General features: G+C 43.9%; 22 protein-coding genes, 1 pseudogene and 1 other annotated feature. Of the genes and pseudogenes, 9 read left to right on the top strand and 14 right to left on the bottom strand.

What is annotated here, in order from left to right:
* Positions 1–3: 3 nt before the first annotated feature.
* From trpB to HMPREF9389_RS05525, 8 genes are all read right to left on the bottom strand, one after another.
* The gene (gene trpB, locus HMPREF9389_RS05490) at positions 4–1185 is read right to left on the bottom strand and encodes a tryptophan synthase subunit beta (protein WP_002929642.1); all 1182 of its coding nucleotides are present in this window, start codon (positions 1183–1185) and stop codon (positions 4–6) included.
* Positions 1186–1247: 62 nt separating this feature from the next.
* Positions 1248–1483 (bottom strand) — a binding site (T-box leader).
* Between the two features lie 93 nt (positions 1484–1576).
* A complete protein-coding gene (locus HMPREF9389_RS05495; protein ID WP_002929641.1) occupies positions 1577–2092 on the bottom strand; it encodes a VanZ family protein in 516 nt (171 codons plus the stop codon).
* A complete protein-coding gene (gene rlmN / locus HMPREF9389_RS05500; RefSeq protein WP_002929640.1) occupies positions 2079–3167 on the bottom strand; it encodes a 23S rRNA (adenine(2503)-C(2))-methyltransferase RlmN in 1089 nt (362 codons plus the stop codon). Before rlmN ends, HMPREF9389_RS05495 begins: the two co-directional genes overlap by 14 nt.
* On the bottom strand, positions 3164–3745 hold the full coding sequence (locus HMPREF9389_RS05505; RefSeq protein WP_002929639.1) for a YutD family protein: 582 nt from the start codon (positions 3743–3745) through the stop codon (positions 3164–3166). The genes rlmN and HMPREF9389_RS05505 overlap by 4 nt, the downstream gene beginning before the upstream one ends.
* 329 nt (positions 3746–4074) lie before the next feature.
* Complete coding sequence (locus HMPREF9389_RS05510; RefSeq protein WP_002929638.1) at positions 4075–5118, bottom strand: SepM family pheromone-processing serine protease; 1044 nt, start codon at positions 5116–5118, stop codon at positions 4075–4077.
* Positions 5105–5599 (bottom strand): pantetheine-phosphate adenylyltransferase, encoded by a 495-nt coding sequence (gene coaD / locus HMPREF9389_RS05515; protein ID WP_002929636.1) that lies wholly within the window; start codon positions 5597–5599, stop codon positions 5105–5107. The genes HMPREF9389_RS05510 and coaD overlap by 14 nt, the downstream gene beginning before the upstream one ends.
* Positions 5589–6137, bottom strand: coding sequence for a 16S rRNA (guanine(966)-N(2))-methyltransferase RsmD (gene rsmD, locus HMPREF9389_RS05520; RefSeq protein ID WP_002929625.1), 549 nt, complete (start codon positions 6135–6137; stop codon positions 5589–5591). The genes coaD and rsmD overlap by 11 nt, the downstream gene beginning before the upstream one ends.
* Before the next feature lie 69 nt (positions 6138–6206).
* Positions 6207–6695: a YcxB family protein gene (locus HMPREF9389_RS05525; protein WP_002929621.1), complete on the bottom strand. Its 489-nt coding sequence runs from the start codon at positions 6693–6695 to the stop codon at positions 6207–6209.
* Between the two features lie 141 nt (positions 6696–6836).
* Between HMPREF9389_RS05525 and HMPREF9389_RS05530 the strand changes: the two genes are divergently transcribed.
* Genes HMPREF9389_RS05530 through HMPREF9389_RS05545 form a run of 4 tightly spaced genes read left to right on the top strand, consistent with a single transcriptional unit; the run spans position 6837 to position 9575 of the window.
* Positions 6837–7514 carry a helix-turn-helix domain-containing protein gene (locus HMPREF9389_RS05530; RefSeq protein WP_002929619.1) on the top strand — a complete coding sequence of 226 codons (678 nt, stop codon included), beginning with the start codon at positions 6837–6839 and terminating at the stop codon, positions 7512–7514.
* Positions 7515–7517: 3 nt separating this feature from the next.
* Complete coding sequence (locus tag HMPREF9389_RS05535; protein WP_002929617.1) at positions 7518–8933, top strand: Y-family DNA polymerase; 1416 nt, start codon at positions 7518–7520, stop codon at positions 8931–8933.
* Entirely contained in the window at positions 8930–9304 is a 375-nt protein-coding gene (locus tag HMPREF9389_RS05540; RefSeq protein WP_002929616.1) for a hypothetical protein, read from the top strand. Before HMPREF9389_RS05535 ends, HMPREF9389_RS05540 begins: the two co-directional genes overlap by 4 nt.
* Entirely contained in the window at positions 9282–9575 is a 294-nt protein-coding gene (locus HMPREF9389_RS05545) for a DUF5960 family protein (protein ID WP_002929615.1), read from the top strand. The genes HMPREF9389_RS05540 and HMPREF9389_RS05545 overlap by 23 nt, the downstream gene beginning before the upstream one ends.
* A 254-nt stretch (positions 9576–9829) precedes the next feature.
* Here the strand turns inward: HMPREF9389_RS05545 and HMPREF9389_RS05550 are convergent, their stop codons facing one another.
* Positions 9830–11308 (bottom strand): flotillin family protein, encoded by a 1479-nt coding sequence (locus tag HMPREF9389_RS05550; protein WP_002896230.1) that lies wholly within the window; start codon positions 11306–11308, stop codon positions 9830–9832.
* Between the two features lie 104 nt (positions 11309–11412).
* Positions 11413–11943 (bottom strand): YceD family protein, encoded by a 531-nt coding sequence (locus HMPREF9389_RS05555; RefSeq protein ID WP_032906422.1) that lies wholly within the window; start codon positions 11941–11943, stop codon positions 11413–11415.
* Between the two features lie 98 nt (positions 11944–12041).
* On the opposite strand from HMPREF9389_RS05555, the gene HMPREF9389_RS05560 reads away from it, so the two are divergent.
* Positions 12042–12911, top strand: a complete 870-nt coding sequence (locus HMPREF9389_RS05560) for an Rgg/GadR/MutR family transcriptional regulator (RefSeq protein WP_002929613.1) — start codon at positions 12042–12044, stop codon at positions 12909–12911.
* Positions 12912–13265: 354 nt separating this feature from the next.
* On the top strand, positions 13266–14507 hold the full coding sequence (locus tag HMPREF9389_RS05565) for a hypothetical protein (RefSeq protein WP_002929610.1): 1242 nt from the start codon (positions 13266–13268) through the stop codon (positions 14505–14507).
* A gap of 132 nt (positions 14508–14639) precedes the next feature.
* On the opposite strand, the gene HMPREF9389_RS05570 is transcribed toward HMPREF9389_RS05565, so the two are convergent.
* The 4 genes from HMPREF9389_RS05570 to HMPREF9389_RS05585 form a co-directional block, all read right to left on the bottom strand.
* Positions 14640–19313: a glycoside hydrolase family 70 protein gene (locus tag HMPREF9389_RS05570; protein ID WP_002929608.1), complete on the bottom strand. Its 4674-nt coding sequence runs from the start codon at positions 19311–19313 to the stop codon at positions 14640–14642.
* 69 nt (positions 19314–19382) lie between these two features.
* A complete protein-coding gene (locus HMPREF9389_RS05575) occupies positions 19383–20264 on the bottom strand; it encodes an XRE/MutR family transcriptional regulator (RefSeq protein WP_002929607.1) in 882 nt (293 codons plus the stop codon).
* 460 nt (positions 20265–20724) lie between these two features.
* Positions 20725–21621: a zinc metalloprotease HtpX gene (gene htpX / locus HMPREF9389_RS05580; RefSeq protein ID WP_032906420.1), complete on the bottom strand. Its 897-nt coding sequence runs from the start codon at positions 21619–21621 to the stop codon at positions 20725–20727.
* A 1-nt stretch (position 21622) separates the two neighbouring features.
* On the bottom strand, positions 21623–22192 hold the full coding sequence (locus HMPREF9389_RS05585; RefSeq protein WP_002898080.1) for a LemA family protein: 570 nt from the start codon (positions 22190–22192) through the stop codon (positions 21623–21625).
* A gap of 153 nt (positions 22193–22345) precedes the next feature.
* Here HMPREF9389_RS05585 and HMPREF9389_RS05590 point away from each other — a divergent pair, with 153 nt between their 5' ends.
* The 3 genes and pseudogenes from HMPREF9389_RS05590 (at position 22346) to HMPREF9389_RS05600 (ending at position 26619) form a co-directional block, all read left to right on the top strand.
* The gene (locus HMPREF9389_RS05590; protein ID WP_002929605.1) at positions 22346–22963 is read left to right on the top strand and encodes a TetR/AcrR family transcriptional regulator; all 618 of its coding nucleotides are present in this window, start codon (positions 22346–22348) and stop codon (positions 22961–22963) included.
* Positions 22964–23025: 62 nt separating this feature from the next.
* A complete protein-coding gene (locus HMPREF9389_RS05595; protein ID WP_002929604.1) occupies positions 23026–24309 on the top strand; it encodes an MFS transporter in 1284 nt (427 codons plus the stop codon).
* Positions 24284–26619: pseudogene (locus HMPREF9389_RS05600) on the top strand (FtsX-like permease family protein). The gene HMPREF9389_RS05595 and the pseudogene HMPREF9389_RS05600 overlap by 26 nt, the downstream one beginning before the upstream one ends.
* Positions 26620–26666 lie beyond the last annotated feature (47 nt).

The following is a 26666-nucleotide window of genomic DNA, read 5'->3' as shown; positions in this document are numbered from 1 at the left end:
ATTTTATTTTCGTTTTTCTAGATAGTCGGCAATGGCTGCCACATCCTTGTCTCCACGACCAGATACATTGATAATGATGATTTGGTCAGATGACAGTTGCGGAGCTCGCTTGATAGCTTCAGCAATGGCATGGGAGCTTTCGATTGCCGGCAAAATTCCTTCCTTTTGTGTCAAGAGAAGCAAGGCATCCACAGCTTCATCATCTGTCGCGGCTACGTATTCTACTCGACCAGAATCTTTAAAGAAAGCATGTTCGGGACCAACTCCAGGATAGTCCAAACCTGCTGAAATTGAGTAAACAGGTGCCACCTGACCATCTTCTGCAAAGACAGCGTAGGTCTTCATACCGTCCACTACTCCGACACTTCCCTTGGTCATAGTCGCTGCATGCTGGTCTGTGTCAAGACCCCGTCCAGCTGCTTCAACTCCCACTAACTTGACTTCTTCATCCGCCACATATTGGGAGAAGGCGCCGATAGCATTGGAACCACCGCCTACACAGGCAATAACATAGTCCGGCAAGCGGCCTTCTTTGTCCAAAATCTGACGGCGTGATTCTTCACTGATCACCTTTTGGAATTCATGGACAATGGTCGGATAGGGGTGAGGTCCGACAGCCGAACCCAAAACATAGAAGGCTTCCAAATCGCTCATCCAAGCTCCAAAAGCTGCATCTACAGCATCTTTGAGGGTTTTGGTTCCTGTTTCCACAGCGTGAACAGTCGCTCCCATCATTTCCATGCGGAAGACATTGAGGCGCTGGCGCTCTACATCCTCTGCACCCATGTAGACATCGCACTTCATACCAAACTTAGCTGCGGCTGCCGCAGTTGCCACACCATGCTGACCAGCTCCAGTTTCAGCGATGACTCGGGTCTTGCCCATGCGCTTAGCTAGTAAAATCTGCCCCAAAACATTATTGAGCTTATGAGAGCCCAGATGATTGAGATCTTCCCGCTTCAGATAAATCTTAGCTCCGCCCAGATGCTGGGTCAGACTTTCTGCAAAGTAGAGCGGGGTTTCCCGACCTGAATAATCCGCCAAATAATGTCGGTATTCATTTAAAAATTCTGGATCATCCTTATACTTCTCAAAAGTCACTTCCAATTCATCCAGCAAGGCCTGGATAGGCTCCGGTACAAAGGAGCCGCCGAATTGTCCAAAATATCCTTTAGTTTCTGTCATCTTAATTGCCTCTTTTCTTTATTTTCAAACAAAACAAAAGCCCACACACAGAAAAAACTCTGTGTGAGGGCGTAAAATCGCGGTGCCACCTCAATTATGGAGCAAAGTATAGACTGCCTCCATATCTCTGTCTTGTCTAACAACAAGCTGCACTGTAAGGTGTGCTCACCGAATTTTTATTGCTTCAAATTCATCTTTTGCATCAGCCCACTTCATAATCCTCCACTGCCTGTTTCCACCAACCACAGGCTCCCTGAAAGTAGAAAAAATTATTACTTTTCTGATGATTTATTTTATTATAGGCCTTTCCCTTTTTCTTGTCAAGAAAAAATTAAATTTTTTCTCCTAAATCCGAACCTTTCTCTCGCTAATCTCTTTTGAAAGCGTCGTCTTAACGATTTTTCCAGATTTTCTGACCAAGCTGAAATGCCCGCCAAGCCAGATAACCACCCAAAGTATTGGTCCAGAGATCATCAATCTCAAAAACTCGATTAGCATTGATAAGAAGGTCCAGCAGAATTTGAGTCATTTCGATAGACAGACTCATCCCAAAGCTCAGCCATACAACCTTCTTTGTCTTCCGCAATTTCGGAAAGAGACAAAGCAATTGAAAGATTAAGGGGGACAGCAGAAAGATATTAGCTAAATTTTGGATAAAGACCTTGACCAGCTGGATCCAAGAAGTAATCTCGCCAATATTGACAAAGGAATTAAAAGGGATTAACAAAACCACTATTCGGCCAAAGTACTGGATTCCCGGCGTCTCCATTCCCGGCTCTGGAACCTGAGGAATAAAGCAGAGAATGCAAAGCATCAAGAAATAGAGCCAGCTTCCCCCTACCAGCAATTTCCGCCCCTTAGCAGTCAGTTCACCGTCTGAAGTCAGGTAGTTCTTAAGGCTGAACATTTTCTACCAATGCTTTCTCGCGATCACGCTTCATAGTATTAGAACGCAGCTGACCGCAGGCTGCATCAATATCTGTACCATGTTCCTGACGAACCACACAGTTGACTCCATTTTTCTTGAGGGTATCGTAGAAAGCCATCACGCGCTCTTTGGGACTGCGGCTGTATTGATCGTGCTCGCTAACTGGGTTGTAAGGAATGAGATTGACATAAGACAGCTTCTTAATGTTCTTGAGCAGCTCAGCCAACTCCTTGGCCTGCTCTACCCCGTCATTGACTTCATTGAGCATGATGTACTCAAAGGTCACCCGGCGATTCGTCGTCTCAATATAGTATTCAATAGCTGCAAAAAGCTTTTCGATAGGGAAGGACCGGTTAATCCGCATGATACTGGTCCGCAGATCATTATTTGGGGCATGGAGGGATACAGCTAGATTGACCTGCACACCTTCATTGGCAAAGTCACGAATCTTATGAGCCAGCCCTGAAGTTGAAACCGTGATATGGCGGGCACCGATAGCCAAACCTTTGTCATCATTGACCGTCCGGACAAACTTGAGCACATTGTCATAGTTGTCAAAAGGCTCACCGATTCCCATAACCACGATGTGACTGACCCGCTCATCCTGACCACGCTCGTCAAAATACTTCTGAACCAGCATAATCTGAGCAACAATCTCACCGTTATTGAGATCGCGTTGCTTTTTAATTAAGCCAGAAGCACAGAAGGTACAGCCGATATTACAGCCAACTTGGGTGGTCACACAGACAGAAAGTCCATAGTGCTGGCGCATGAGTACCGTCTCAATCAGCATACCATCCGGCAGTTCAAAGAGGTACTTGACCGTACCATCAGCCGACTCCTGAACAATGCGCTGCTCAAGCGGATTGACGACAAACTGATCATTTAGTTTGGCAATTAAGTCCTTGGATAGATTGGTCATTTCCTCAAAAGACTGGACCCGCTTGCGATAGAGCCACTCCCAAATCTGGGCAGCACGGAATTTCTTTTCTCCCTGAGCTTCCGCCCATTCAATCATTTCCTGACGCGTTAAGCTATAAATAGATGGTTTCATTTTTCTCCTTTATTCTGGCGAATCACAAAATGGCGATTGCTGTCTTTTTGCTTTTTCTGCCTATCTTGCTGGGAATTGTTGCGGGAGCGCTTATTGTCCCTTTTAGAACGACTGTCTCGGTCTCGCTCGCTTCTGCGATTGCGGCCACCGCCTGAGCGACTATTGCGAGAACGTTTCGACCGACCTTCTGACTCTTTCTTGCCATGCGATTTCTTATCAAAGGAAGCGCGCTGGGGATTTGGATTTTCCAAGACAAAATAAGCACAGCCGTAGCTGCAGTACTCCAGCAAATAGTCTTCTAAACGGCTAATCTTCTCATCGCTTTCATTAGCCCGCTCGTCCTTGTAAAAACCACGCAGGCGCAGCTGCTCATTGCCCCAGTCACCGACAATATAGTCAAACTTGGTGAGAATTTCTGAAAAACGCTGATGAAAGGCCGTCAAGTCAAAGCCTTCCTTATAGTTCTCAATCAATTCAAACTCGAATTTTTCTGCAACAATCTTGCTGTCAATCTGTTTAAACTCCGGTCCTGGGAATTTATTATAATTATACAATTCAGGTGAAATATCTTTACGCATACTCTTCCTTTAACGATCTTGGATAGTTTATCTACAATACTTTATTCTATCATAAATCAGCCAGTATTTCGCGGACTTTTCATCAAAAATATCTTTCTGAAAAAAGTCAGACGATTTAAAGCAAAGAAGACCAACTGATTTTGTCTGTCTCACAAGAAAAGGGAGTGGGAAAGAACTTCAAACAAGTTAAAAAGTTCGTCTTCCCACCCCCGCACAGTTGATTAGGTCATCTTTGGAGCTTAAAAAGCGAAGTAAGATGCCAATCAACCACTGCGTCATCTATTTTTTCTAATTTAGACTCAAAAGTCTGGACTTTTTGCCCAGACTCCTTACTTGTTCTTTTTCAGATAGTCAATAGCGTCCTGCAGTGTTTTAACTGGAACAATTTTCATATCCGTTTTAATCTTCTTGGCTGTCTCCAGAGCCGTTTGGTAGTTGTTTTTCCCATTAGGAGAAAGCTTCTTCTCTTCCTCTGTAAGTTCATTGTTCGGCGCAAAGAAGATATCTGCTCCGCTTTGGGCTGCTGAAACAACTTTCTTATCAATTCCGCCGATTTCTCCAACTTCGCCTTCACGGCTGATGCTACCGGTCCCTGCAATATCGCGGCCATCACGAAGGGTCGGATCAGCCAACTGGGTATAAATGGCTAGACTGAACATAAGGCCAGCACTAGGACCGCCGATACCCTCAGTTGAAAATGTAATCGGAATATTACTGCTGACTTCCGTCCGGTCTATCAGACTGATCCCAATCCCATTCTTACCGTTCTCTAGCTTGATAATCTTTCCGGTTGCTGATTTCTCCTGACCATCCTCTTGGAAAGTCACCTTGACCTTATCCCCAAGCTTCTGCGAGTTGACATACTTGACCAGCTCCTCAGAGCTTTCAAATGTCTTGTCATTGACACCAGTTACCGTATCAGCAATATTGAGAACTCCTTTGAAGGTTGAGTTATCAGCTACCTGCAGGACATAAACTCCCAGATAATCCATCTTGATCTCTTTACCAGCCGTCGTCAACCCCTGATATTTGGCCATATTTTGCGAAGTTTCCATGTAAAATTGGTTGATCCGATTAAACTCATCGTCCGTGGAGCCACCTGTCATATCCTTGGCGGAATAAATATCTGTAAAAGGGGTTAGCCAAGCATAGACCAAATGCGCAAAGGTTGCCTGCTCTACTCCGACCGTCACAAAGTTATAGGAGCCCGCTTCCTTGTCAGCCTTATTATCAACCAGCAGGACCTGACGAACATCCTCGGCACCACCAGGAACTTCTATATAATAAGGCAGACGAACCCAAAGAGCTGCTATAAAAAAGGCAATAGTGACGCCAATGACCGTCGGCAATATAAACTTCTTAATTCTTTTCATTGTTGATTCTTTCTAATTCTTTGATTACACTTTGGGGCACATAGGCTGCGATATCCTGCTGAAAAGCAATCAGCTCACGAATACGTGATGAACTGATATGCTGATAGACTGGCTTGCTGAGCAAGAAAATCGTCTCCAACTCTCCTGCCAATTCCTGATTGAAAAAGTTCATATTGGCTTCATAGTCTAGATCTTGACTATTTCGGAGACCACGTACAAAGGCCTTGGCCCCCAGTCTTCTGGCCACTGTCACTGCTAGCTCATTCTGAGAAGTGATGACCTCGACATTATCCAAATGCTGCAGAGCTTCTTTGACCATGCGCTCTCTGGCTTCAATTGTGAAAAAGCCAGACTTTTCCCGATTATAGAAAATCCCTACATAAAGCTTATCAAAAAGCCTGCTAGCCCGCTCAATCAGGTCCACATGCCCTGTGGTCATCGGGTCAAAAGACCCTGTGAATAATCCTATCTTATCTGACATATACCGTCACCTTTGAAATTCCATATATCTTCTGCTTCCAAATGCCCAGCCCTGCAATTTCTTCTGGCAATTCAACGTCCTTATCTGTCTCACAGACTACTAGGACATCTTGACTCAAGAGCCGACGCTCCTCCAGCTTCTCAATGTCCTCCACAATCTGCTCCTTGGCATAAGGCGGATCCAAGAGAACTAAGTCAAAAGACCCTGTCAACATTTCCAAGGCTCGACCAGACTCCATCTTGAGCAAGTCAAAACGTTCCGGCTCCTTGGTCATCTGAATATTTTCTGAAATAATAGCCTGAGCTCTGCGATCCTTTTCGACTAAGACAGCTGTCTCCATACCTCGCGAAATAGCTTCAATGGCCAAACTCCCGCTCCCAGCATAAAGATCCAGCACCCGACCGCCGTCAAAATAGGGACCAATCATATTAAAAATTGCCCCCTTGACCTTATCGGTCGTAGGCCTGGTCGTCTTGCCGTCCAAAGTCTTGAGGGGCCTGCCTCCGTATTTACCTGCCACAACTCTCATAAAAAACATTATAACACACATCGCACAGGAGGCCAATTTTTTGAAAACTTGACAGACAAAAAACAGAAGTGCCCCAAATTAGAGACTTCTGCTTTCTTTTAGTTTTAGTAAAAAATCAATTAATTCAGGCTGACAGTCTGCCTTATCCAAGATCAGTCCCAATGACCGGCCAACCATGATATAAAAAGTTTCTGGCTTGTCTATAATCGCCACAATATCTTGATAGTCATATCGAGAGGTATGATTACGATTAAAGACCTGAAAATCCGTCTCGTAAAAGTTAAATTCCTGCTCCAAATCATGCCAGAGAGGGTTGCCTCTATAAAACTTTTTAATATGTCGATTCATAGACAGGTAGTAAAGAAAAGGAAGTATAGCCACAATAACAAGAAAAGCTACGCCTGCCAAAGGTTCTCCGATAAAAAAACAGATTGCACCGCATATCAGCACCACTATCTCAGGGAGAATCAGTGAGAAGATGCCATTCTTTTTATACCAAAAGTTGGCCCAAGCGAAACGGCGGTAAGCTTCTTCTGTCATGATCGTCTTTGCTGTCATAGGAAACATCTCTCTACCTCCAAGCTAGATTCTTTCTACAGTTTACCACATTCTTGCTGGAAATAACAATATTCAATAAAGAACTTGCTTTTCTCAATTTCATCTGGTATACTATATGTAACTTTTAAAACGTTACATAGGAGGTGTAGTATGTTTTCTCATGAAAAATTAAAAAAACGTCGGCTGGAGCTTAATTTGACTCAATCCTCTATTTACCAAGAGCTGGGAATCTCTCGAAAGACTTACTCTGCTTGGGAAAATGGCCTAGCAGAACCCCACGCAAAAAACCTCAGGAGGTTGGCCACCTGTCTCAAAGTCCAAGAGAACTACTTTGTGGATGAGACCAGTGCGCTCTACACCTACCCTTTACTAACCCCACCGCATAAAAAAGAAGTAGACAAGCTCGCTAGTCGGCTCTTAGAGAGACAGCGCAAGGTTAGCTCCCTTACAGCCTATAAGGTTCTATCCGTTGAGCTGGCTGCAGGTCGCGGTCACAGTTACTATGACAATGAAACAGACTACGAAACTGTCTACTTTGATCAAGATATCCAGCACGACTTTGCATCCTGGGTCTCTGGGGATTCTATGGAGCCCAAGTATCCCAATGGCTCTGTTGCCCTTATGAAACAGACAGGATTTGACTACGATGGGGCGGTCTATGCTCTCATGTGGAATGGCAAGACCTATATCAAAAAAGTCTACCGTGAAGCTGAAGGTCTACGCCTAGAGTCTATCAATCCTGACTACGGGGATCTCTTTGCTCCCTATGAAGATCAGCCTAGCATTGTTGGTATCGTAGTCGGACATTTTCTGCCGATTGAGGTGTAAGTTATGGTCCTATTTGATTATTCACGCGAGCCCCATTCAGACATTGCTTTTGTGGATATGAAAAGTTTTTACGCCTCTTGTGAATGCATCGCTCTTGGTCTTGACCCTTTAAAAACCTCGCTCTGTGTCATGAGCCGAATTGAAAATTCTGCCGGACTAATCCTAGCTGCCACCCCTCTCTTTAAAAAGAATTTCGGCAGCCAAAATGTCAGCCGAAGCTATAATCTTCCTTTTGATGTCCACACCCGTAAGTTCAACTTTGCTGCTGCCCGCAAGCAGGGACTGCCAATTACAGCAGATTATGTGCGCTTTATCGAAGACGCGGCCCAAAAGACCTTATTGATCCCACCCCGGATGAACTACTATATCCAGAAAAATATGGAAATCCAAAAGATTTTCCAGGATTTTGCGGCTCCCGATGATATTTTCCCCTACTCAATCGATGAGGGCTTCTTAGATTTGACAAGCTCTATCAACTACTTCATTCCCGATCAGACGCTGGACCGCAGGACTAAACTAGACCTGCTGGCTGCCCGCATTCAACAGGCTATCTGGAAGAAGACTGGGATTTATGCCTCTATCGGCCTGAGCAATGCCAATCCTCTTCTCGCTAAGCTGGCCTTGGACATTGAAGCAAAACATACAAAAAAGATGCGGGTCAACTGGTCCTACGAGGATGTTCCCAACAAGGTCTGGACTATTCCGACAATGACAGATTTTTGGGGTATCGGCCACCGAACGGCCATCCGTCTTAAGAAGCTAGGTATCCACTCCATTTATGATTTGGTTCACTTTAACCCCGATATTCTCAAAAAAGAAATGGGGGTCATGGGCCTGCAGCTTTGGTTTCACGCTCATGGCATTGATGAAAGCAATGTTCACAAGCCTTATCAGGTCAAGTCACATGGCCTAGGGAATTCGCAAATTCTCCCCCGAGATTATAGACGACAGGCAGAGATTGAGCTGGTTTTCCGAGAAATGGCTGAGCAGGTCGCCATTCGGCTCAGACGTTCTGGTAAGAAATGCCAGCGTGTCTCCATCTATGCCCGCTATTCTAAACAGGAGCGCCTTCCTTCCATTCATACACAGAAAAAAATTGAGCCTATCAATAACAGCGATCGACTGGCTCAAATCGTAGTTCAGCTTTTTCGTTCCAAATATCAGGGCGGGGCTATCCGACAGATTGGTGTTTTTTACAGTGACTTTGTCGATCAAGGCTATGGTCAGATTTCTCTCTTTGATGATCCCCTGCAAATTCAAAAAGAAGAGGAGCTCCAGCTGACGATTGACCTCATCAGAGATCGCTTCGGCTTTACCTCTCTGCTTAAGGGAAATGCCTTGCTGGACTCCTCCCGTGCTATTGCTCGAAGCAAGTTAACTGGTGGCCATTCTGCTGGAGGTTTGGAGGGCTTATCATGACCGACCGCTCTTATCTCCCCTATCAGTCAGCACGTGACTTTCAGGATCGGGGCATGGCTAAGTGGGCTGGCTTTTTCCTCTCTGAGCACAGCACTGCTCTGGCCAAGACAGAACTAGATATCAGTCGTCTGACCCAGCTTGACAGACAGGAAAAATTCCACTTGCTCAGTCAAGCCTACAGTCAGCAAGTTCCCATCCGAATCACCTTTCTTAATCAGGGAAAGCTGACCGACATTACTGCTACCGTCTTCCATCTGGACTGCAAGCAGGTCCTCTTGCAGGAAGGTGACCATTACAAAGTCCTTGCTATCCATCAGATTCTTTCGATACAAGCTTCAGGAGGTGCAGATGACTACTCAGAATCTACATGAGGAACTTCAATTTGACTATTTTTCCCAGAATTACTATCAATTTCAAGAGGATTTTTATCAATTTTCCAATCTTCCCCAGCCTCTGATGGTCATGGAAGATGACATCCTACTCCACATGGCCAGCCGCCGGGTCACTTATTTCAAACTTTCCAAGACCAAAAGTTTGGACAAGAAGGACCATTACTTCCACTTTACCGTCAGTCGCCCAGACCAAGCAAACCGACTCTGCATTTACCACTATCAAGGCCAAACAGAAGATATAAAGCAATAAGCTCCCAAACTAAGTCTGGGAGCTTGTTGTATGGAGTTGGACATCTACTAGAATCTTCTCAATTTTTTCTTGCTTTAAACCAGGGAATAATATTAAAGATTTGAGCCAGCTATATCTGAACCCGAGAAACGTCATTACTTTTAGGTTATATACCTAGTTTATTTGTATAACCTAATTTCAGATTAAAAACACCCCAATCGTTAGATTTTCTGTCTAACTTTTGGGGTGCAAGTCATAGCGATTTATCTTTTATTTTATTTTTTGTCGGTGTCAAGATTTGCAGCTTCAATAACTGGCTGCTCATCTTGTTTTAGCTTGTTAACAGTCATATTAACACCAAGAGCTCCTGCTAGGAGTTGGCGGATGTCGAAGCCTGCACCTTGCGACACTTGGTCAATACTCTGCATGATATCACCAACCATCTTAGAAGCATTGCCTTCACCATACATAGTAATTTTGTCCACTTTAGTAAGCGGCTCTGCTACAGCACGGGCAATTTCTGGCAGTTTGTCTACAATCATCTCAGTAATCGCAGCTTCCTGCATCTTCTTCATGGCTTCGGCTTTTTTATCCAAACCTTCAGCTTCGGCTTCTAGCTTAAGACGAATAGCCTCGGCTTCAGCACGTCCCTTGGCTTCAATGGCTTCAGCTTCTTGCAGTTGCGCAAATTTCTCAGCCTCGGCTTGAGCCTTGCGAGCTTCGGCTTCTTTTTGTGTTTCAAAGAGTTCCGCCTCGGCTTGACGTTGACGCTCAATCAATTGCGCTTCTGCTGCTTGTTGACGAGAGTATTTCTCCGCTTCAGCCTGTTTGCGGATGTTAGCATCCAGTTCTTGCTCCCGAACCTTAACTTCGCGTTCCTTGACTTCAGCTTCTTTCTCTTGCTTCATGATATTAGCTTCGGCAGCCACACGTTCTTGCTCCCGACGCTGCACTTCCGCCTCAATCCCTTTAGCTGCATCTGCCTTAGCTTGCGCAATATCCGCTTCCTGCTTGAGGGCTGCTTGCTTCAGTTTCAGTTCATTTTGCTTTTGAGCGATTTCTAAGTCAGCAGCTACGCGCTTGTCGTTTGCCAACTTGTCCTGCTCAGCTTCTACTTCCTTGCGCTCACGTTCAGCTTTAGCCTTTGCAATTAAGGCATCTTTTTTGATGGTTTCGACATTTTCGATACCGAGATTATCAATCACACCACCTTCATCAGAGAAAGACTGAACGGTAAAGGCAATGACTTCCAATCCCATTTTAGCCAGATCAGGAGCTACGTTGTCCTGCACTTTTGAGGCAAATTCCTGACGGTCATTGACCATCTTACGAAGTTCCATCTGACCAATCACTTCCCGGAGATTTCCTTCCAAGACATCTTGAACAGAGTTGGAAATATCTGTTGTATTCCAATTAAGAAAGTTTTCTGCTGCACGGGCAATCATTTCATCAGTCGTTCCGATTTTTAGCTTAACAGCTGCATCGGCACGAACATTGATAAAGTCCAGAGTCGGTACCGCTTCAGAAGTGCGAACATCTGTCGAGAACTGCTCAATATCCAAATAAGAGCGCTGCTCTACAAAAGGAATCATAAAGCCAGCCTTACCACGAAGGTGACGCTGTTTACGTAGTCCCGTAATTACAACTACTTCGTTAGGGCGTGCGTTAACATAGCCTTTCACTAAAAGTACAACAAGGACAACCAAACCAATAATTACTGGAATCAACCAGGTTGGAAAGAAAAATGTATCCATTAAATCTCCTTCTATAAGACAATTTTCATTGTCTATTTTCTTTTTATACTTAGTATAACAAATTATTTCAAATTCTCAAATTATTTTCAAGATTTTTACAAGAATCATTCATCAAAAAGTCCTTGCAAACCGGCGAAAGGATTGTTCTTCTCTTTTTGAGCTTCTTGAGCAGCGGCGAATTCCTCTTCCGTCATAACCTGCCAGTCTTGGCCTGACAGAAAGCCTTGGCCGGCTTCTTCCTCAGCTGTCAGGATTTTCAACGGGATATTCAGCAAGATATTATCAGCCACACTCTCGGATACATTAATCTCGCCATTTTCAATCGGCAGCACCAAATCCTGATCAATCATATCCTGCGATGCAGCCTGTCCTTCTTCCATGAAAATTTCGTTGACTAGATAAGACTCCTTGAGTTCCACTGGCTCCATGCTACGACTGGACGTCAGAGTAATGGTATAAGACAAGTCATAATCTAGAAAATAAAGGCCGTCTTCATATTGAACCTTTCCACTGGCTACAATATCCTGAACATCTAAAATTTCAGGATTGCGCTCTTTTAACTCCTCTGCCAAGTCCAGCTTTTTCTCAAAGGCTAGTCCATCTGGATTCTTCCGAATTTCTTGAATATGCAACATAAGTTCCTCTTTGTTTTTTTCTTTTATTATATCATGTTTGGGCGCTCCGCTGTTATTGAAAATTATTTTGTTATAATAAATAGCAAGGAGGGAAGACAATGGAACATCTGGGACAGGTTTTTAGATTTTTTCGAGAGGCTAGGCACATCTCTTTATCCGAGGCGACCGGTGGAGAATTTTCAAAATCTATGCTCTCTCGCTTTGAAAATGGGCAGAGCGAACTTTCGGCACAGAAACTTTTTAGCGCACTCAGTGCTATCCACACGGAAACGGAAGAATTTACTGTTGCAGCCGGCATCCAGAACCATCACTCTCACAAGGAACTCTTAAGCCAAATCCAAGACCTGTTGCAAGCCAATCAGCTTAACCTCTTAGAGGAACTTTATCTGGAAAAAGAAAAAATCACGCGAAAAAGTAAGAGCGCTAACGATTGGGTTGAGCGCCTGATTATAAAGGCCTATCTCTGTGCCCTCAAAGAGTCTGAAAAGGCCAGCCCAAAAGAACTCGATTACCTACATGATTACCTCTTTTCAGTTGATATTTGGGGCCGCTACGAGCTCAATCTCTTCTCTATCTGCACTCCAGTTTTATCTCTAGATTTGTTTTCTCAGTATACGAAAGAAATCCTCTCAAGAAAGGATTTCGTAGCCTTATTTGCCAACAATCGCAACACCCTGCACACCATCTTTCTTAATGGCTATCTTCTGGCCATCGGTCAGGAAAATATCACCCAGGCAGACTATTTCCAACAAGTCATTGAGCGACACTTTTACGAAGAAAATGAGACTTACTTCCGAATTGTCTATCTCTTTGCTCAGGGAGAGTTGATCTGTTTGAAAGGGCAAACAGAAGAGGGACTCACTCAAATGAAGCAAGCTGTCGACATTTTCCGAATCTTGAAATGCCAATATAGCGCCAACTACTATCAAGAAGCCCTTGATAATGCTTTTCAAAAATATAGTAAATAATGTAAATCTCCACTTTTAAGCTCAGCGATTTTGAGTTGGGAAGTGGAGTTTTTTGATGCAAAATACGCTCTAACTCACTAAGTTTAACACTTTCACTCAAAAATCCGTCGAATATATGCAACGTTTTCTGCTGCTTGAATTTTTTCTTTTATACTAAAAACAGAAAGAGCTATCGCAAGTCACTTTCAGAATTTTACCACTTACTTATGAGACCTAACCAGTTGCCGAAAAGCCCTTGTTTTTGGCTTTAAACGGTCTATAATGGTCATCAGAAAGAGAAAAAACAAAAGCTAGATTACAGATGTGCCCAATCACCTTTTATACAATCTTGCAGTTTAGAAAAAGGAGTCAACGATGAAATTATTCTTTAAAAATGGGGTCTATGCCTCACTCAGTCTTTCCCGGATCTTCAACACCTTGGGAGCTTCTATTTTCAATATTGTTTTTGTGGTATTTGCTTCTAGCATGCCCAATCCCAAGTTTGCCATTGCTGTGGCTAATTTTATCGTCCTAGTTCCGACTTTCTTTACTATCTTTGCCGGCATCAAAGCTGACAAGACCGTCCATAAGGCTCGCTGGCTGATTTATTTGGGTTATCTTCAAGCCCTGCTCTTTGTCCTTGTTGCCTTCATGACTCGCTCCAGCTCTTATCTAGCCTTTTCAGCCGTCTGCTTGATGAATATTCTTTCAGATATCATCAGCGATTATCGGAGCGGTCTCCAAATGCCGATTTTAAAAAAGAATGTTTCAGAGAAAGACCTTATGGAAGCTTTCTCTTTTACCCAGCTTATCAGCTTTCTTTGCAGCCTGGCCGGACAAGCTTTGGGAGTTTGGCTCCTAACCGTCAGCCAGAAAGACTTTTTCCTAGTTGCTTTGGTTAACGCTTTGACCTTTCTTCTATCCTCCACCATCCTCTACCTAGTCCGCCGCCGATTGACCCATGATCCCGTCGCAATTTCTGAGAAAAAAGCTCCTCTGAAGGAAGAGTTGAAGAAAATGTACACATCGTCCAAGCTCATCTTCGAACAGGAAGGTTCTAACAATTTTCTCAAACTGCTGGCTCAAATCCTAGTCGTCAACGCTATGGCAGGCTCTCTTATAGCTCTTTATAATCTCTACTTGCTGGACAATCCCATCTTCCAGCTATCCTTTAGCCAGTCGCTCTTGGTTCTTCAGACGACTCTTGTCCTAGCCATGGTCATCGCCAGCCTGACTCCCAACGATTACTTTAGCCGTCTCTCTCTAAATCAACTAACCCTCTGGGCTGCTCTTACCATGATTCTGCTTGCTGTCAGCAACTTCTTGCATTTGCCTGTTTTCGTCGGCATTGTTTTTGGATTTTTACTAGCTTATATCTCCGGCAAGATCAATCCCAAAATCAACACCCTCTTACTGAGCAAATTGCCTTCTGATGTTCTCGCTCAGACTTCCAGCTTTCTGAGTCTGCTCTTTTCTTTCTCTGTTCCCTTTGGTACTATGGTCTTCAGCAGCCTAGCCCTCTGGAATATGAACGCTAGCTGGCTCATCTTCAGCATTATCGGTGTAATTGCTCTGCTCCTATCTATTGAAAAAAAGAAAGATATTAAAGAAATTTGATAGATTTAATTTTGTTTTTATGTTTATTCTCCCAGAAGACAGCAAAAAACGATAACTTCCAAATAAGAAGTTATCGTTTTTTGTGTATTAGAAAGCTAAAGATTAAGTTTCATTTAGCCTACTCTATTACTATTAGTTCCAGCCGAAGCGTCTGCCTCTACCATTGCGGTCAAAGTACATCCAGCTTCCATCTTCCAGCTGAATCCATTTATTGCGCGCCATTTCACCTGAATTGGCATCAAAGTAACGGTTAGCACCATTGACATAGACAATCTTACCTTTGACTTGCTTGCCATTTTGGTCGAAGTAAAGGGTTTGTTGACCAATCTGCTGCAAACCAGTCACTGCTTTACCAGTCTGATCGAAGTAATACCATTCGTTCTTAGCACCTTCAACAAATTTATTAACCGCCATTTCACCAGAGTTAGCATCGAAGTAACGGATCGTTTTATCAGCCAGAGTTACTAATTTACCTTTGACTTGCTTGCCATCCTGGTCAAAGTAAAGTGTTTGTTGACCAATCTTTTGAAGACCTGTTACTGCTTTACCAGTCTGATCGAAGTAATACCATTCATTCTTGGCACCTTCTGCAAACTTGCCGACTGCCATTTCTCCGGAGTTAGCATCAAAGTAACGGATACTCTTGTCTGCAAGTGTCACGATTTTACCTTTGACTTGCTTGCCATCTTGGTCGAAGTAAAGGGTTTGCTGGCCAAGTTTTTGAAGACCTGTCACTGCTTTACCAGTCTGATCGAAGTAATACCATTCGTTCTTAGATCCTTCTGCAAACTTGCTGACTGCCATTTCTCCAGAGTTAGCATCGAAGTAACGGATACTCTTGTCTGCAAGTGTCACGATTTTACCTTTGACTTGCTTGCCATCTTGATCGAAGTAAAGGGTTTGCTGACCAAGCTTTTGAAGACCTGTTACAGCAACGCCATCTGCTCCGAAATAGTACCAGTCACTTGGATTATCTCCTTGGGCAAAGCGATTAGTAGCAGCGTTACCTGAATCCTTGTCAAAGTAACGAAGTTTACCATCCTTGGCACGCGCAATCTTGCCCTTGACTTGGTAGCCGTTTTGGTCGAAGAATTGCTGATTGCCGCCCATGGTTACCAGACCTCTAGCCATGACACCCTTGGCATCAAAGTAACGCCAGTTTTGGCCATCAGTAGTGTAGTAACGGTTGAGAACTTGGGCACCAGTCTTATCATAGTAGTACTGATTGCCGTTTTCATCTTCACGGAGAGAGTTTCGCAGCTGAATACCATTCTTGAGGAAATAAACTTGCTTGCCATCAATTTCTTGAGCACCTGTTGCTAGATAACCTCGTTTATCGAAGTAATACCAATTTCCATTTTCATCTTGGATAAAGGAATTTCTAGCTTGATAGCCACTAGTTGAATAGTACTTGAATCCAGTAGTATCTTTGACAAATCCTGTATAAGCATCCTTATTAACTAATTGCTTAGGCAGTACCATCTCACCATTCTTGTTGTTGAGATATTCGTTGCTAGCCCAGTCTTTAAGAACATAGTAAGCACCACGACCCAAGATATTGGTACCGTTGAAGTATTTGGCTGACCACTTGGTAATCTTCTCATCAGTCGTCATCTTTTGACCGTTGGAAATCTGTACTCGTTCAAAGATTTCTGGGTATTTAGCTTTGAGTTCATCCAAGAAGGCTCCACCATACTTGCCTTGATAGTCTGTACCATTCGTTCTAGTATTGGCAACGTAAAGTTTTTCCTTGATTTCTGCGCCTTCACGGTAGGTTCCGTAGTTGTTGACACGAGTTGCTGTTACCACTTCCTTGCCTGGCAGGTTATAGATTTGGTCTGGCACCCAGTCCGCAATGGCTTGGATATTGACACTGTGAAGTGCACGGAGAGCATTAAGCAGGTCATTTAAAGAACCATATTTATTGTTTTTGCTCATTGCCATATCATAGCGGTCTTCAAAGGCATAACCATTCTGGATGATAGAGTCTAGGAAAGTCCCGTCCTGGCTAGATACATACTGCGGCGGCAGCTCAAATGAAGTCACTCCCCATTCTTTGAAGAGGTTGACATTTTTAGCAATGACTTTATTAGTATACTGATCATCACGGGTTGCAAAGTCTTGGAAGTTAGAGAAACCTTCATAAATCAGCTGAGAATCAAGGGCTGCGCTAGACTCGTAAACCTGACCGCTAGCATTTTTCTTCTTGCTGGCTGCTACACGAGCATCCTGATCTGCCTTAGCACCAACTGGTACCCAAACAGCCAGATAACCAGAAACTTGGACATTGCTGTAGCCTGTGATATCATTCATATCAAAGGTCAAAATACCATTAGCATCTGTCTTCTTCCAGAGCGATTGCGGCACTTCTTCGTCAGTTAGATAGCGGGAAATACCATCTTTGGTCGTCAAGAGCACAGGACGGTAGTATTGATTCTTATGGGCTGCTCCCATATTGACTTGCAGTTTATCCCATTCGTTCAGCTTGAGATTCGGGTTGTTAGAAGCAATAACTGCCATCCCTTGAGTACGGGTCTCTGCTGTTCCTTCATCCGTTGCTTCATTGGCACCAGTACCGTAACGAACAGAGGTCAAAATACCATTGTAAGACCATTTATCCGCCTCACGAGGCACACCCATATAGGTGACTTTCATGTCCTGACCACCAGCTACATACTTAATCCGAGCCCGCAACAAGGCATCGATAGCGTCGTGGTAAGGAGATTTCGTCTCCATATATTGGCCATCATCAGTATAGAGATCCCCATAGTAGACCCGAGTGATGGAGTCTTTGTTGGAGAGCATGAGAGCATGAGCAGTTGGGATATTGAACTGCGTATACTTCTTGTCCGCCTTGCGCATATCTTCGTTGTAAATCTTGAAGGCTTGCTTGAGCTCATCCATGGTAAAGGTCAAACCATCAGTATTTGGATTGATATTTTCCCGAATGATGTCAGCAATAACAGTTTGTACCTCACTGTCATGAGCCCGGACAAAGATATAGTTGGCCATCCGTTCGCCATTTTTCTTTTCAGCAGAGCGGTCATTCAGACTATTCGTAATCGTTGGCTCTACTCCGCTACGGACAGAAAGCTTACGCATGAACGAATAAAGCAAGGACAGACGAAGCTTGTTATCAATCGGCAATTGAGCACCCTTGGTGTCCTTGTTGTAGTCAGGGTCGTTGTCAGACCAAGCTTCCAAGATAGACAGGTGCTTAATAGCCTGCTCTTCACTTTCTCCAACCTTGTAGCGAGACTTGAAGTAGTCAGAGGCAATCTGGAGCAAGTCCGCATTGACATTATCTACCGCATCGACACGAACCCCGTCAAAGTTAGCAGTCGGATCATTGGCTACAATGCTACCGAAGTTCATCATAAAGTGCAGCCAGTTGAGTTGCTCAGCCTGAACAGCTGGATTAGAGTTGTCAAAGTCGTTAGCTAGGAGGAACTCATAACCACCGGTTGACTTGTCAATGAAGTACTTAGGTGTACCAGTTTGGTTGGTTGGTGTGCGGTTCAGGATGCGGTACTTAGAATTAGCATAAGAGGTCTTCTCATTATTGGTATAAAGCAGAGCTCCACCTTGCAAGTGGTCCTTATTAGTACCGGTTGTTTCAGACTCAGTCTTGATGTTCCAGTTTGGCTGAGTTTTGACAAATGCGCCCATCAGTGTTCTCAGCCATTTAGTATCGCCTTCTTTACCGATTCTTTCTTCAATTTTGCGCTGAACCTGCTGAGAAGCACCTGTCAGGATAGCTTGTTCCACTTTGTTTTCAAAAGCTCCTGCTCCCAAACCTTGCTGGTTCATATAGTTGAGATAGCTAACCTGCGTTTGCTTATCAGGCCACCAAGCCATTAAAAGCGGACGCAAGTCAGTCTCTGTAGACTGAGTCCATGTTTTTCCATCCTTGAGGATAGCTTTTGGACGATACCAGCTATCTGCTGTCAAATAGCCATCAACTGTTTCGATGTCCTTGTCCGTTGTACCATGGAAGGCATTCATTCTGGTAAATTCATTGTTGAGGCTGCTAGTACCTTGCTGGAATTGATACTCAGCTGAATCAACCAAAGCTCCGGTCTCTGCATCGAAATAAAGAATTTTTCCATTGAGTTCAACTGCAAAATTCTTTTTAACTGTGCCGTCATCCTGAACATAGTATTTCTTGCCATCAATAGTCTTGATGTGAGCTAGCACATCATCATCATGCTCAGTATTAACCGGCGCCGCTTGAGCTTGAGCAGCACGCATTCTTTCAGCTATCGCTCCCTGTCTTTGAGCCGGTTCTGGCAAGCGATCTTTCTTTGCAACCTTTGGATTTGCAACAATCTTGTCTGAAACAGTCTTTTTTGCTTGTTTGTCAACAGCCTGCTTTTGAACAGTTGCTGGACTTGCTTGTCTATCCTGATTAGCTGCTTCCGTTTTAGCAGTTTCTGATGCTGCGTTAGCTGCTTTTGCTTCTTCAGCAACGGCTGCCTTTTCTGTAGCTGCTGCTTCTGCTACTGCCGGCTTAGCTGGCTCTTGAGCATCCGTTTTAGCATCAGTCTCCTTGTCTGCAGAAGTTGGTTTTTCTGCTTCTAGTTGAGAAGCTGAGCTAGCTTGTGCTTGGGTAGCTTGATCCGGGCTACCAGTCTGGACTGTAGTTGACTCTTGAACTGCCACCTGCTTAACATCATCGGCATGGACAAGACCTGCTTCGAGACCAAGTACTTTTGGTGCTACAATAAGCGCTAAGGTAGTCACACCGATGGCTACCCAGTTTTTCTTAACTTTATGCATTTTATAATGAATTTTTTTCTCCATCATAAACCCTCCTTCTGAAATTGGTATAAAGTTTTACCTTTATTTTATCCTTTTTCCAGAGGAGGGCCTATTTTATTTGCACATCTGCAACTGCGAAAGGCAAATTCTTTCAAACTGGGCTTTGAGCTTCTGAGCAACACCGAAGGAATCTAAGAATTCCAAAAAAGATAGGCATTGCTCAATATCGCTTAGAGCATGGCTATTCCCAACCTTGTAGGAATAAAGGGCCCTATGATACTTAATCAGCATCCGTTCATAGAGATCTGTCTCAGGGATTTTAGAATGATCAAGATAATTTAGGAATCTCATAGCAACCTGCAAATGGTTTCCCTCTATGCAGACGCTGATAACATTAAGCAGCATCTTAATAATACGCCGGCGGTTCTCTGGTAGGTCATTATAAAACTGGGTGCGATTAATCATCTCACTAGCAAAGGTTTCCAGTGTTTCCAAGGTCAAGAGATCCACACTATTAGTAAAGAGCCAAAGCTCGTAGCGTCCCCACTCCTCAACAGAAAAGAGATAATCGGTCAGAAATTCTATATCCTTCTTGCTAATCTGAAAATCTGGACTGCAGGAAGACAGAACCGCCCTGACAACAATTGTATTGAGCCTATAGTTCTTCTTCTCAGGGAACTTTTCAGCCAAAGCTTCTGAGCTAGCCAAAATACTTTGGAGCTTGACGACATTGTTTTCCTGATAAGCATCAGCCACTTTTTTTGAGAAAAGCGCATCATCTGCTTCAATATAGTTATGGTAAACATACTGGAACTCGTCTAGAGAAACAGCCATATTCTTCAAGCAGCAATAGAAAGAATCAAGCGTGATACCGCTGACTCCCCGCTCAAAACGGGACAATTGCGCCACTGAAATATCTCCGGCTGCCGCTTCTTTAAGAGGCATGTTTTTTGATTCTCTAATGACTTTGAAAATTTTTCCAAATGTTTTCAACATACCGAACCCCCGGTTTCATATATGCAATAAAATTTTTTACTAAATTTAATATACTAGTAATATATTTCTGTTTTGTTACAAAAAAAACTACTTTGTATTTCTAAATGATACAAATAGATTAACTTGAACAATAAAATAACTCAATATAGTGATTTTTTCTGAAAATTTTATGGTTTTCAAGAAAATGCTAATTTTATAAGAAAGTCAGGAGGGTTCAACCTGACAACTTGAAAACACTGGCTTTTTTAAATCTAGCCTCCTTACTTATACAAAAATAAACTTGGATAATCCAAGGTTTATAGATGACTGAAATAAAACTGTAACAAAATCTAAACGAATATTTTTTAGACATGAATGAAAGGAAGTAAAATGAAAAGGACTTAGTCCTGTCCAATGCAGAACTAAATCCTTTTACTAGTTGTTTATCTAACTTTTGGGAATAATTTAAGTTTCCCTGGTTTTACATCTGTCTCAAGCGCTCCACCCGCTCTGAGATAGGAGGGTGCGTATAGAAAAGTTTCTTCAGACCGCCTTCTTTTTTAGGATCGCTGATATAGAGAGCTGCACTGGCATCATCGACATGATGCTCCATAGGCTCGCTGCGATCCAGCTTAAGTAGAGCATTGATCATCCCTTGCGGATTGCGGGTCAGCTCTACACTGGAAGCATCAGCCAGAAACTCCCGCTGACGAGAAATGGCCAACTGCACCAAGGTAGCTGCCAGAGGAGCTAAAACGATAGCAATCAATGATACGATAAGTAGAATAATTCCTAATCCACTATCGTTATCTCGATCATTACTACTCCGACGTCCGCCACCAAACCACATCATCCGGCCAGCTAGGCTAGACAACATGGTAATAGCACTGGCCAAAGCCACAGCAATCGTTGAAATTCGGATATCGTAATTGCGAATATGGCTGACTTCATGGCCAATCACTCCCTCAAGCTCCTCACGATTCATGATTTGCAAGATACCTGTCGTTGCTGCAACAGCTGCATTTTCAGGCTTAGAGCCGGTCGCAAAAGCATTGGGAGAGGGATCTTCTACGATATAGACACGTGGCATAGGAATCTGTGCGACCATGGCCATATCTTGAACAATATGATAAAGCTCAGGCGCCTCCTGCTCAGAGACCTCGCGAGCTCCGTTCATCGCCATGACAACCTCTGTAGACTGAAAAATCATCACTCCGGAATAAATCGCGCCGATAATTAAAGCTAACAAGATACCACCAACAGCAGACCGCAGCCAGAGATAGCCAATAGCTGCTCCAACAAGAGCCAAGAGTCCGAAAAAAGCGATAAGGAGGAGCCAAGTCCTCCTTTTATTGCTGGCAATTTGATCAAATAACATCTTAGTCACCTAGTCCAGTGCTGCCAAAGTCAACTTTTGGCACAGCCTTTTCTTCTTCTGGTGTCTTGAGGAAGTCCGCAGCTTTAAAGCCAAAGATTCCTGCAACAATATTGCTTGGGAAAGTTTCCAGCTTGACATTGTAGTTGCTAGTAACTGAATTATAAAGCTGACGAGAATAAGCAATTTTATTTTCAGTATTGGTCAGCTCTTCCTGCAACTTCAAGTAGTTGGTATTTGCTTTCAGATCTGGATAGCTTTCAGCTACTGCAAAGATTCCAGAAATCTGACGAGAAAGGGCGTCGCTGGCTTGCATAGCTTCGGCTGGTGAAGCAGCTGAAGCTACCTGGTTGCGCAGTTGGGTTACCTTTTCCAAGGTTGCCTGCTCATACTTGCCATAGCCTTTGACAGTTTCCAAGAGGTTAGGAATCAAGTCATTACGGCGTTTGAGCTGCACATCGATCTGACTCCAAGCTTCCTGAGTCTGCATGCGGCTTTTAACCAAGGTATTGTATGCACCAACGACAAAGAACGCTAAAACCGCGACAATAATAAGAATAATAATAAAAGTCATGATATACTCCTTCAATTTTGATTAGACTTATTATATCAAAAAATAGTGGAACTGTCTTTATTCTTGACATGGATTTAGAAAAGATGTACGATAAAGGAAAGAATAGACCGACCGTCGGTCGAATAAAATTTTACTACCAAAAAGGATGCAAATATGGCCAATAAAAAAGACTTTATCTTAGATACTGCTCAGAAGCTTTTTATGGAGCAAGGCTTTGACCAAACCTCTATCTCCCAGATTTTAGAAGCGACTCAAATTGCCCGCGGTACTCTCTACTATTACTTTTCTTCTAAGGAAGAGATAATGGATGCCATCATTGAGCGAACCATTGAAAGAGCATTTACAGCTTCCCAAGCCTTTGCTGATAATCGTGGACTGACTATCATAGAGCGCTTGGTTGGCAGTATGGCTGCTCTGAATCTCAATCACCAAGAGGGAGAGGGAGTACTGCTGCATCTCAATCAGCCACAAAATGCGCTCCTGCACGAAAAGACCAATCAAATTCTTCTTGAACGAGCACCCCAGATTCTACTTCCCATCATCCAAGACGGTATCACTGCTGGAGATATGAGGACCGACTATCCCTACGAAAGCCTGGAAATGATTCTTACTTATTCGCTTCAAGTTTTTGGCAGCAGCTTTCAAGCTCTACCCCCAGAAAAACAGCAGCAAAAACTTCAGGCTTTTCTCTATCTTTTAGAAACTCTTTTCCACAGCCGGCAAGGCTACTTCAATACCTTTCTATCTTTGATTCAGACTCAAAGCAGCTAGACAGCTAAGCATTAGATTTACTATTTACACTTACTTGCCATTACAAGCATAAGGAGGTAACTATGAAACAATCAGGCTTTAGACTATTTTTATTGATTTGGATTGGGAGTCTCATCTCGGAAATCGGCTCTGGTATGACTTCTTTCGCTTTAGGTGTTTATATCTTCCAGCTGACCGGTTTGGTTTCTGTCTCTTCTTTTGTTACGCTTTGTGCATTTCTGCCTGGTCTTTTGGTTACTCCTCTTGCTGGAATTCTGGCAGATCGCTATGACCGAAGATTGCTGATGGCCCTGGGAGATGGCCTGTCAGGCTTAGGCGTTCTCTGGATTTACTTTAGTCTGAAGAATCCTGCTTTGATTTTTATCTGTATCGGAGCTGCCATTAGTTCGCTCTTTTCAGCCTTGGTCAATCCAGCCTTTCGAGCTACGATTTCCGACTTGCTGCCTGAGGAACAGTTATCAAAAGCAACCGGTTTGTCCCAGATTAATGGCATTGCCCGCTATCTGATTTCACCAGCCTTGGCTGGAATGATTTTGGCGAGTGGACACATCAGCACGATTCTGTTGCTGGATTTTTCAACTATTTTCGTGACAGTAGCCTGCACCTTGCTCGCTCGTAGGGCCATTCACACACAAGTTTATAGCAGCGACAGTCGTTTCTGGACTGATTTCCTTAAAGGTTTTCAAATCGTCTATGGAAAAAAAGGCATCTGGATTTTAGTCTTAGCTGGAACAGGCTTTTCCTTCTTTCTAGGAACAGTCCAAATCCTGCTTTCTCCCTTGGTACTGGCTTTTGCAGACGCCAAAACAGCCGGTTGGGTCATGACCATCTCCAGCAGTGGCATGCTGATAGGAGGCTTGGTTCTGGGGATATTTGCTATTAAAAGACACTTCCATCGTATGCTCTGTCTCTCACTATTTCTACTGGGACTCTTCATGGTTGGGCTAGGAATGAAGGAAAGCTTCATCTGGATTTGCAGCTTTGGCTTCCTCCTCTTTGCTGCCCTGCCTTTCGCCAATACAGCCATTGACTATCTGGTCCGCATCAATATTAACAAAGCCGATCAAGGCAAGGTCTGGGGGACCATCGGCATTATTTCTCAGCTGGGCTATGTGCTAGCTTATGCTGGCATGGGTTGGGTCGCAGACACTCTTTTCAAGCCCTCACTGACTTACTTTGGCTGGCTGGCAAATTCTGTCGGAAAAATCATCGGTGTTGGAGGAGGCAGAGGCTACGGTCTGCTCTTTATCCTATCCGGTATCTCTATCAGCATCGGTGCTTATCTGCTCTCCCGAGCACGTTCAGTAAAGGAGCTGGAATATGTTTCAACGCTTGATAAAAAATGATTTAAAAGAAATAAAGTCAGTATGCTGGTCATCGGGCTTTTCCTGCTTCTGACTCTGACCCTAAGCTTTGCAGCCACGCGCTTGACCGTCAGTCTTAGCAACTCGATTGAGCGCTTTGTAGAGACAGCCAAAAGCCCTCATCTCTTACAAATGCACAGCGGAAGCATTAACCGAGAACGACTGCAAAACTTTGTCCAGCAGCATCCAGAAATTGCCTCTTGGCAGCTGACTGACTTTGTCAACGTGGAAGGGTCAGCCATCCGCATCAATGGGCAAGACTCGCTTCAGGACAGCTCTCAGGATAATGGCTTTTCCAGTCAAAACCAAAACTTCGACTTCTTACTGGATCAATATAACCAGCCAGCCCAGCCTCAGCCTGGGCAAGTCTACATTCCCCTCTACTACTACAACAGCGGTAAAATCAAAATCAGCGACATAATAAGAGTCGGCAGTCTCCAGCTAACTGTTCAGGGCTTTATCCGCGATGCCCAGATGAATGCGGGTCTAGTCTCCTCCAAGCGCTTCCTCATCTCACAGACTGATTTGCAAACTCTGAAAAAAGAAGCAGTTGCATCTAATGAAAATCTGATTGCCTTTCGAGTGCATAAGCTTAGCCAGATCTCTACTATCGAGCAAGCCTATAAAAATGCAGAGCTTGAGTCCAATGGACCGCCAATGATTACCTATCCGACCATCAAGATGATTAACGGCTTCAATGATGCTCTAGTCATCCTAGTCATGGGGCTGCTGGTTTTGGCTATCATTGGCATCACCTTTCTCTGCATGCGCTTTGCCCTCTTGACCAAGATTCAAGAAGAACTGCAGCAGATTGCCGTTATGAAGGTGATGGGACTGCCCCAAAGCTTTATCAGCAGAGTCTACCTGACCAAATATTATTTCTGTCTAGCTCTGGCAACCATCATAGGATGGGGACTATCCTTTCTCCTGAGTACTCCTTTTAAAAAGCAGATGGCACTGTCTATGGGGCAAAACTCGACGCCATTCTATAGCTATCTTTTGGAAATGCTAGTAGCTCTGTTGCTCTGTCTCTTAGTCTTCTGGCTGACTGCCCGGCCTCTCAGCTCTTTTAAGAAACTGACTCCCGGCCAAGCTTTAAGATTAGCTTCTTCCAATAATCTAACTCAAACTAGGTTTACTTCGAAAATGGGCTTACCGACTATCCCCTTCTTAGACAGATCCTATTTCGCTCTGAAAATAATTCTCAATCATAAAAAACTCTATTTGACTATCTTGTTCATTGTCAGTTTGATTAGTCTGCTTATCCTGCTGCCAGCCAGTCTCTACAGTACTGTGATGGACAAGAACTTCATTCAGTATCTGGGAGCTGGTCAGGCAGATGTGTTGGTTGATATTTCTCAGACTGAAGATATCGATACCAAGGCTGCCCAGCTTCTGAAAGAACTGCAGGCAGACAAGGATATCGCAGAAATTAATCAGTACCAGAACCAGAATTTCTACTATCAAGACCAGCAAGGTCAGACACAGAAATTGCGGGTAACTCTGGGAAACCACGCAGGATTTCCAGTCAAATACAGCCAAGGCCGCTATCCTAAAAACGAGCATGAAATTGCCCTCTCTAAGCTGCAGGCAGAAGAACTCAAGCTAAAAGTAGGAGACAGCTTGACCTTGACGGTAGACGGTCAATCCAGAAAACTAAAAGTAGTCGGTATCTACTCGGATCTGACCTACGGCGGCAAGACTGCCAAGGCTGTCTTTGTGACAAAGCAAGCCCAAACGCTCAATAGTCTGACGACCATCCGTCTTAAAGATGCTAGCAACAAAGCTAAAAAAATCAACGATTGGAAAAAACACTATTCCAACTATAAATTAACCGACGTAGAAGACTTTTTCCATCAGACCTTTGATGACACTCTAGCCATGCTCCGCCTGATTCAGACCAGCGTTTTCTGGACAGGACTCATCATTGTCTTCATCCTAATGACTCTCTTTGTCTATATGATTTTCACCAAGGACCAAGCTGACTTGGCACTTTATCGGATGCTGGGATTTGGCAGTGAACGACTCAGGAGCCACTACCTGCTCGCTGTCTGCTTCATCTTGATGCTAGCTTTGGCAATAGCCGACCTGCTACTCCTTAGTCTGGGGCAAGAAGTCTGCAGTCTGCTGCTCAGCAGCTTCGGTATCAGCAAACTCCAGCTCATCATCAATAAGTCCCTTACTTTTCTATGGACACCGCTGGCTCTGCTTCTCAGCGGACTCACAGCAGCACACATTAGTCTCCGAGCGCTGAACAAGCTGGAAATTGGTCGCTATCTCAAGGAACATTGACCTTAAGCAGACAACTTCTGAGCAATTAGCATTTATTCTACATCCGA

Origin of the sequence: Streptococcus sanguinis SK355 (assembly GCF_000212855.1) — a bacterium.
GTDB classification, from domain to species: domain Bacteria; phylum Bacillota; class Bacilli; order Lactobacillales; family Streptococcaceae; genus Streptococcus; species Streptococcus sanguinis_A.
Note: the sequence above shows the minus strand (reverse complement) of the source record. Positions and strands in the feature narration are given on the sequence as shown.

Bases quoted from the DNA above. Each gene is read 5' to 3' on its own strand.
- HMPREF9389_RS05560 (WP_002929613.1), top strand. From the start codon at position 12,042: ATGGAACATCTGGGACAGGTTTTTAGATTTTTTCGAGAGGCTAGGCAC.
- HMPREF9389_RS05495 (WP_002929641.1), bottom strand. From the start codon at position 2,092: ATGTTCAGCCTTAAGAACTACCTGACTTCAGACGGTGAACTGACTGCT.
- HMPREF9389_RS05525 (WP_002929621.1), bottom strand. From the start codon at position 6,695: ATGTTTCCTATGACAGCAAAGACGATCATGACAGAAGAAGCTTACCGC.
- HMPREF9389_RS05595 (WP_002929604.1), top strand. From the start codon at position 23,026: ATGAAACAATCAGGCTTTAGACTATTTTTATTGATTTGGATTGGGAGT.
- HMPREF9389_RS05550 (WP_002896230.1), bottom strand. From the start codon at position 11,308: ATGGATACATTTTTCTTTCCAACCTGGTTGATTCCAGTAATTATTGGT.
- HMPREF9389_RS05570 (WP_002929608.1), bottom strand. From the start codon at position 19,313: ATGATGGAGAAAAAAATTCATTATAAAATGCATAAAGTTAAGAAAAAC.
- HMPREF9389_RS05505 (WP_002929639.1), bottom strand. From the start codon at position 3,745: ATGCGTAAAGATATTTCACCTGAATTGTATAATTATAATAAATTCCCA.
- HMPREF9389_RS05555 (WP_032906422.1), bottom strand. From the start codon at position 11,943: ATGTTGCATATTCAAGAAATTCGGAAGAATCCAGATGGACTAGCCTTT.
- HMPREF9389_RS05510 (WP_002929638.1), bottom strand. From the start codon at position 5,118: ATGAAAAGAATTAAGAAGTTTATATTGCCGACGGTCATTGGCGTCACT.
- trpB (WP_002929642.1), bottom strand. From the start codon at position 1,185: ATGACAGAAACTAAAGGATATTTTGGACAATTCGGCGGCTCCTTTGTA.
- rlmN (WP_002929640.1), bottom strand. From the start codon at position 3,167: ATGAAACCATCTATTTATAGCTTAACGCGTCAGGAAATGATTGAATGG.
- HMPREF9389_RS05545 (WP_002929615.1), top strand. From the start codon at position 9,282: ATGACTACTCAGAATCTACATGAGGAACTTCAATTTGACTATTTTTCC.
- HMPREF9389_RS05535 (WP_002929617.1), top strand. From the start codon at position 7,518: ATGGTCCTATTTGATTATTCACGCGAGCCCCATTCAGACATTGCTTTT.
- rsmD (WP_002929625.1), bottom strand. From the start codon at position 6,137: ATGTTTTTTATGAGAGTTGTGGCAGGTAAATACGGAGGCAGGCCCCTC.
- HMPREF9389_RS05590 (WP_002929605.1), top strand. From the start codon at position 22,346: ATGGCCAATAAAAAAGACTTTATCTTAGATACTGCTCAGAAGCTTTTT.
- HMPREF9389_RS05540 (WP_002929616.1), top strand. From the start codon at position 8,930: ATGACCGACCGCTCTTATCTCCCCTATCAGTCAGCACGTGACTTTCAG.
- HMPREF9389_RS05530 (WP_002929619.1), top strand. From the start codon at position 6,837: ATGTTTTCTCATGAAAAATTAAAAAAACGTCGGCTGGAGCTTAATTTG.
- HMPREF9389_RS05565 (WP_002929610.1), top strand. From the start codon at position 13,266: ATGAAATTATTCTTTAAAAATGGGGTCTATGCCTCACTCAGTCTTTCC.
- HMPREF9389_RS05585 (WP_002898080.1), bottom strand. From the start codon at position 22,192: ATGACTTTTATTATTATTCTTATTATTGTCGCGGTTTTAGCGTTCTTT.
- coaD (WP_002929636.1), bottom strand. From the start codon at position 5,599: ATGTCAGATAAGATAGGATTATTCACAGGGTCTTTTGACCCGATGACC.
- htpX (WP_032906420.1), bottom strand. From the start codon at position 21,621: ATGTTATTTGATCAAATTGCCAGCAATAAAAGGAGGACTTGGCTCCTC.
- HMPREF9389_RS05575 (WP_002929607.1), bottom strand. From the start codon at position 20,264: ATGTTGAAAACATTTGGAAAAATTTTCAAAGTCATTAGAGAATCAAAA.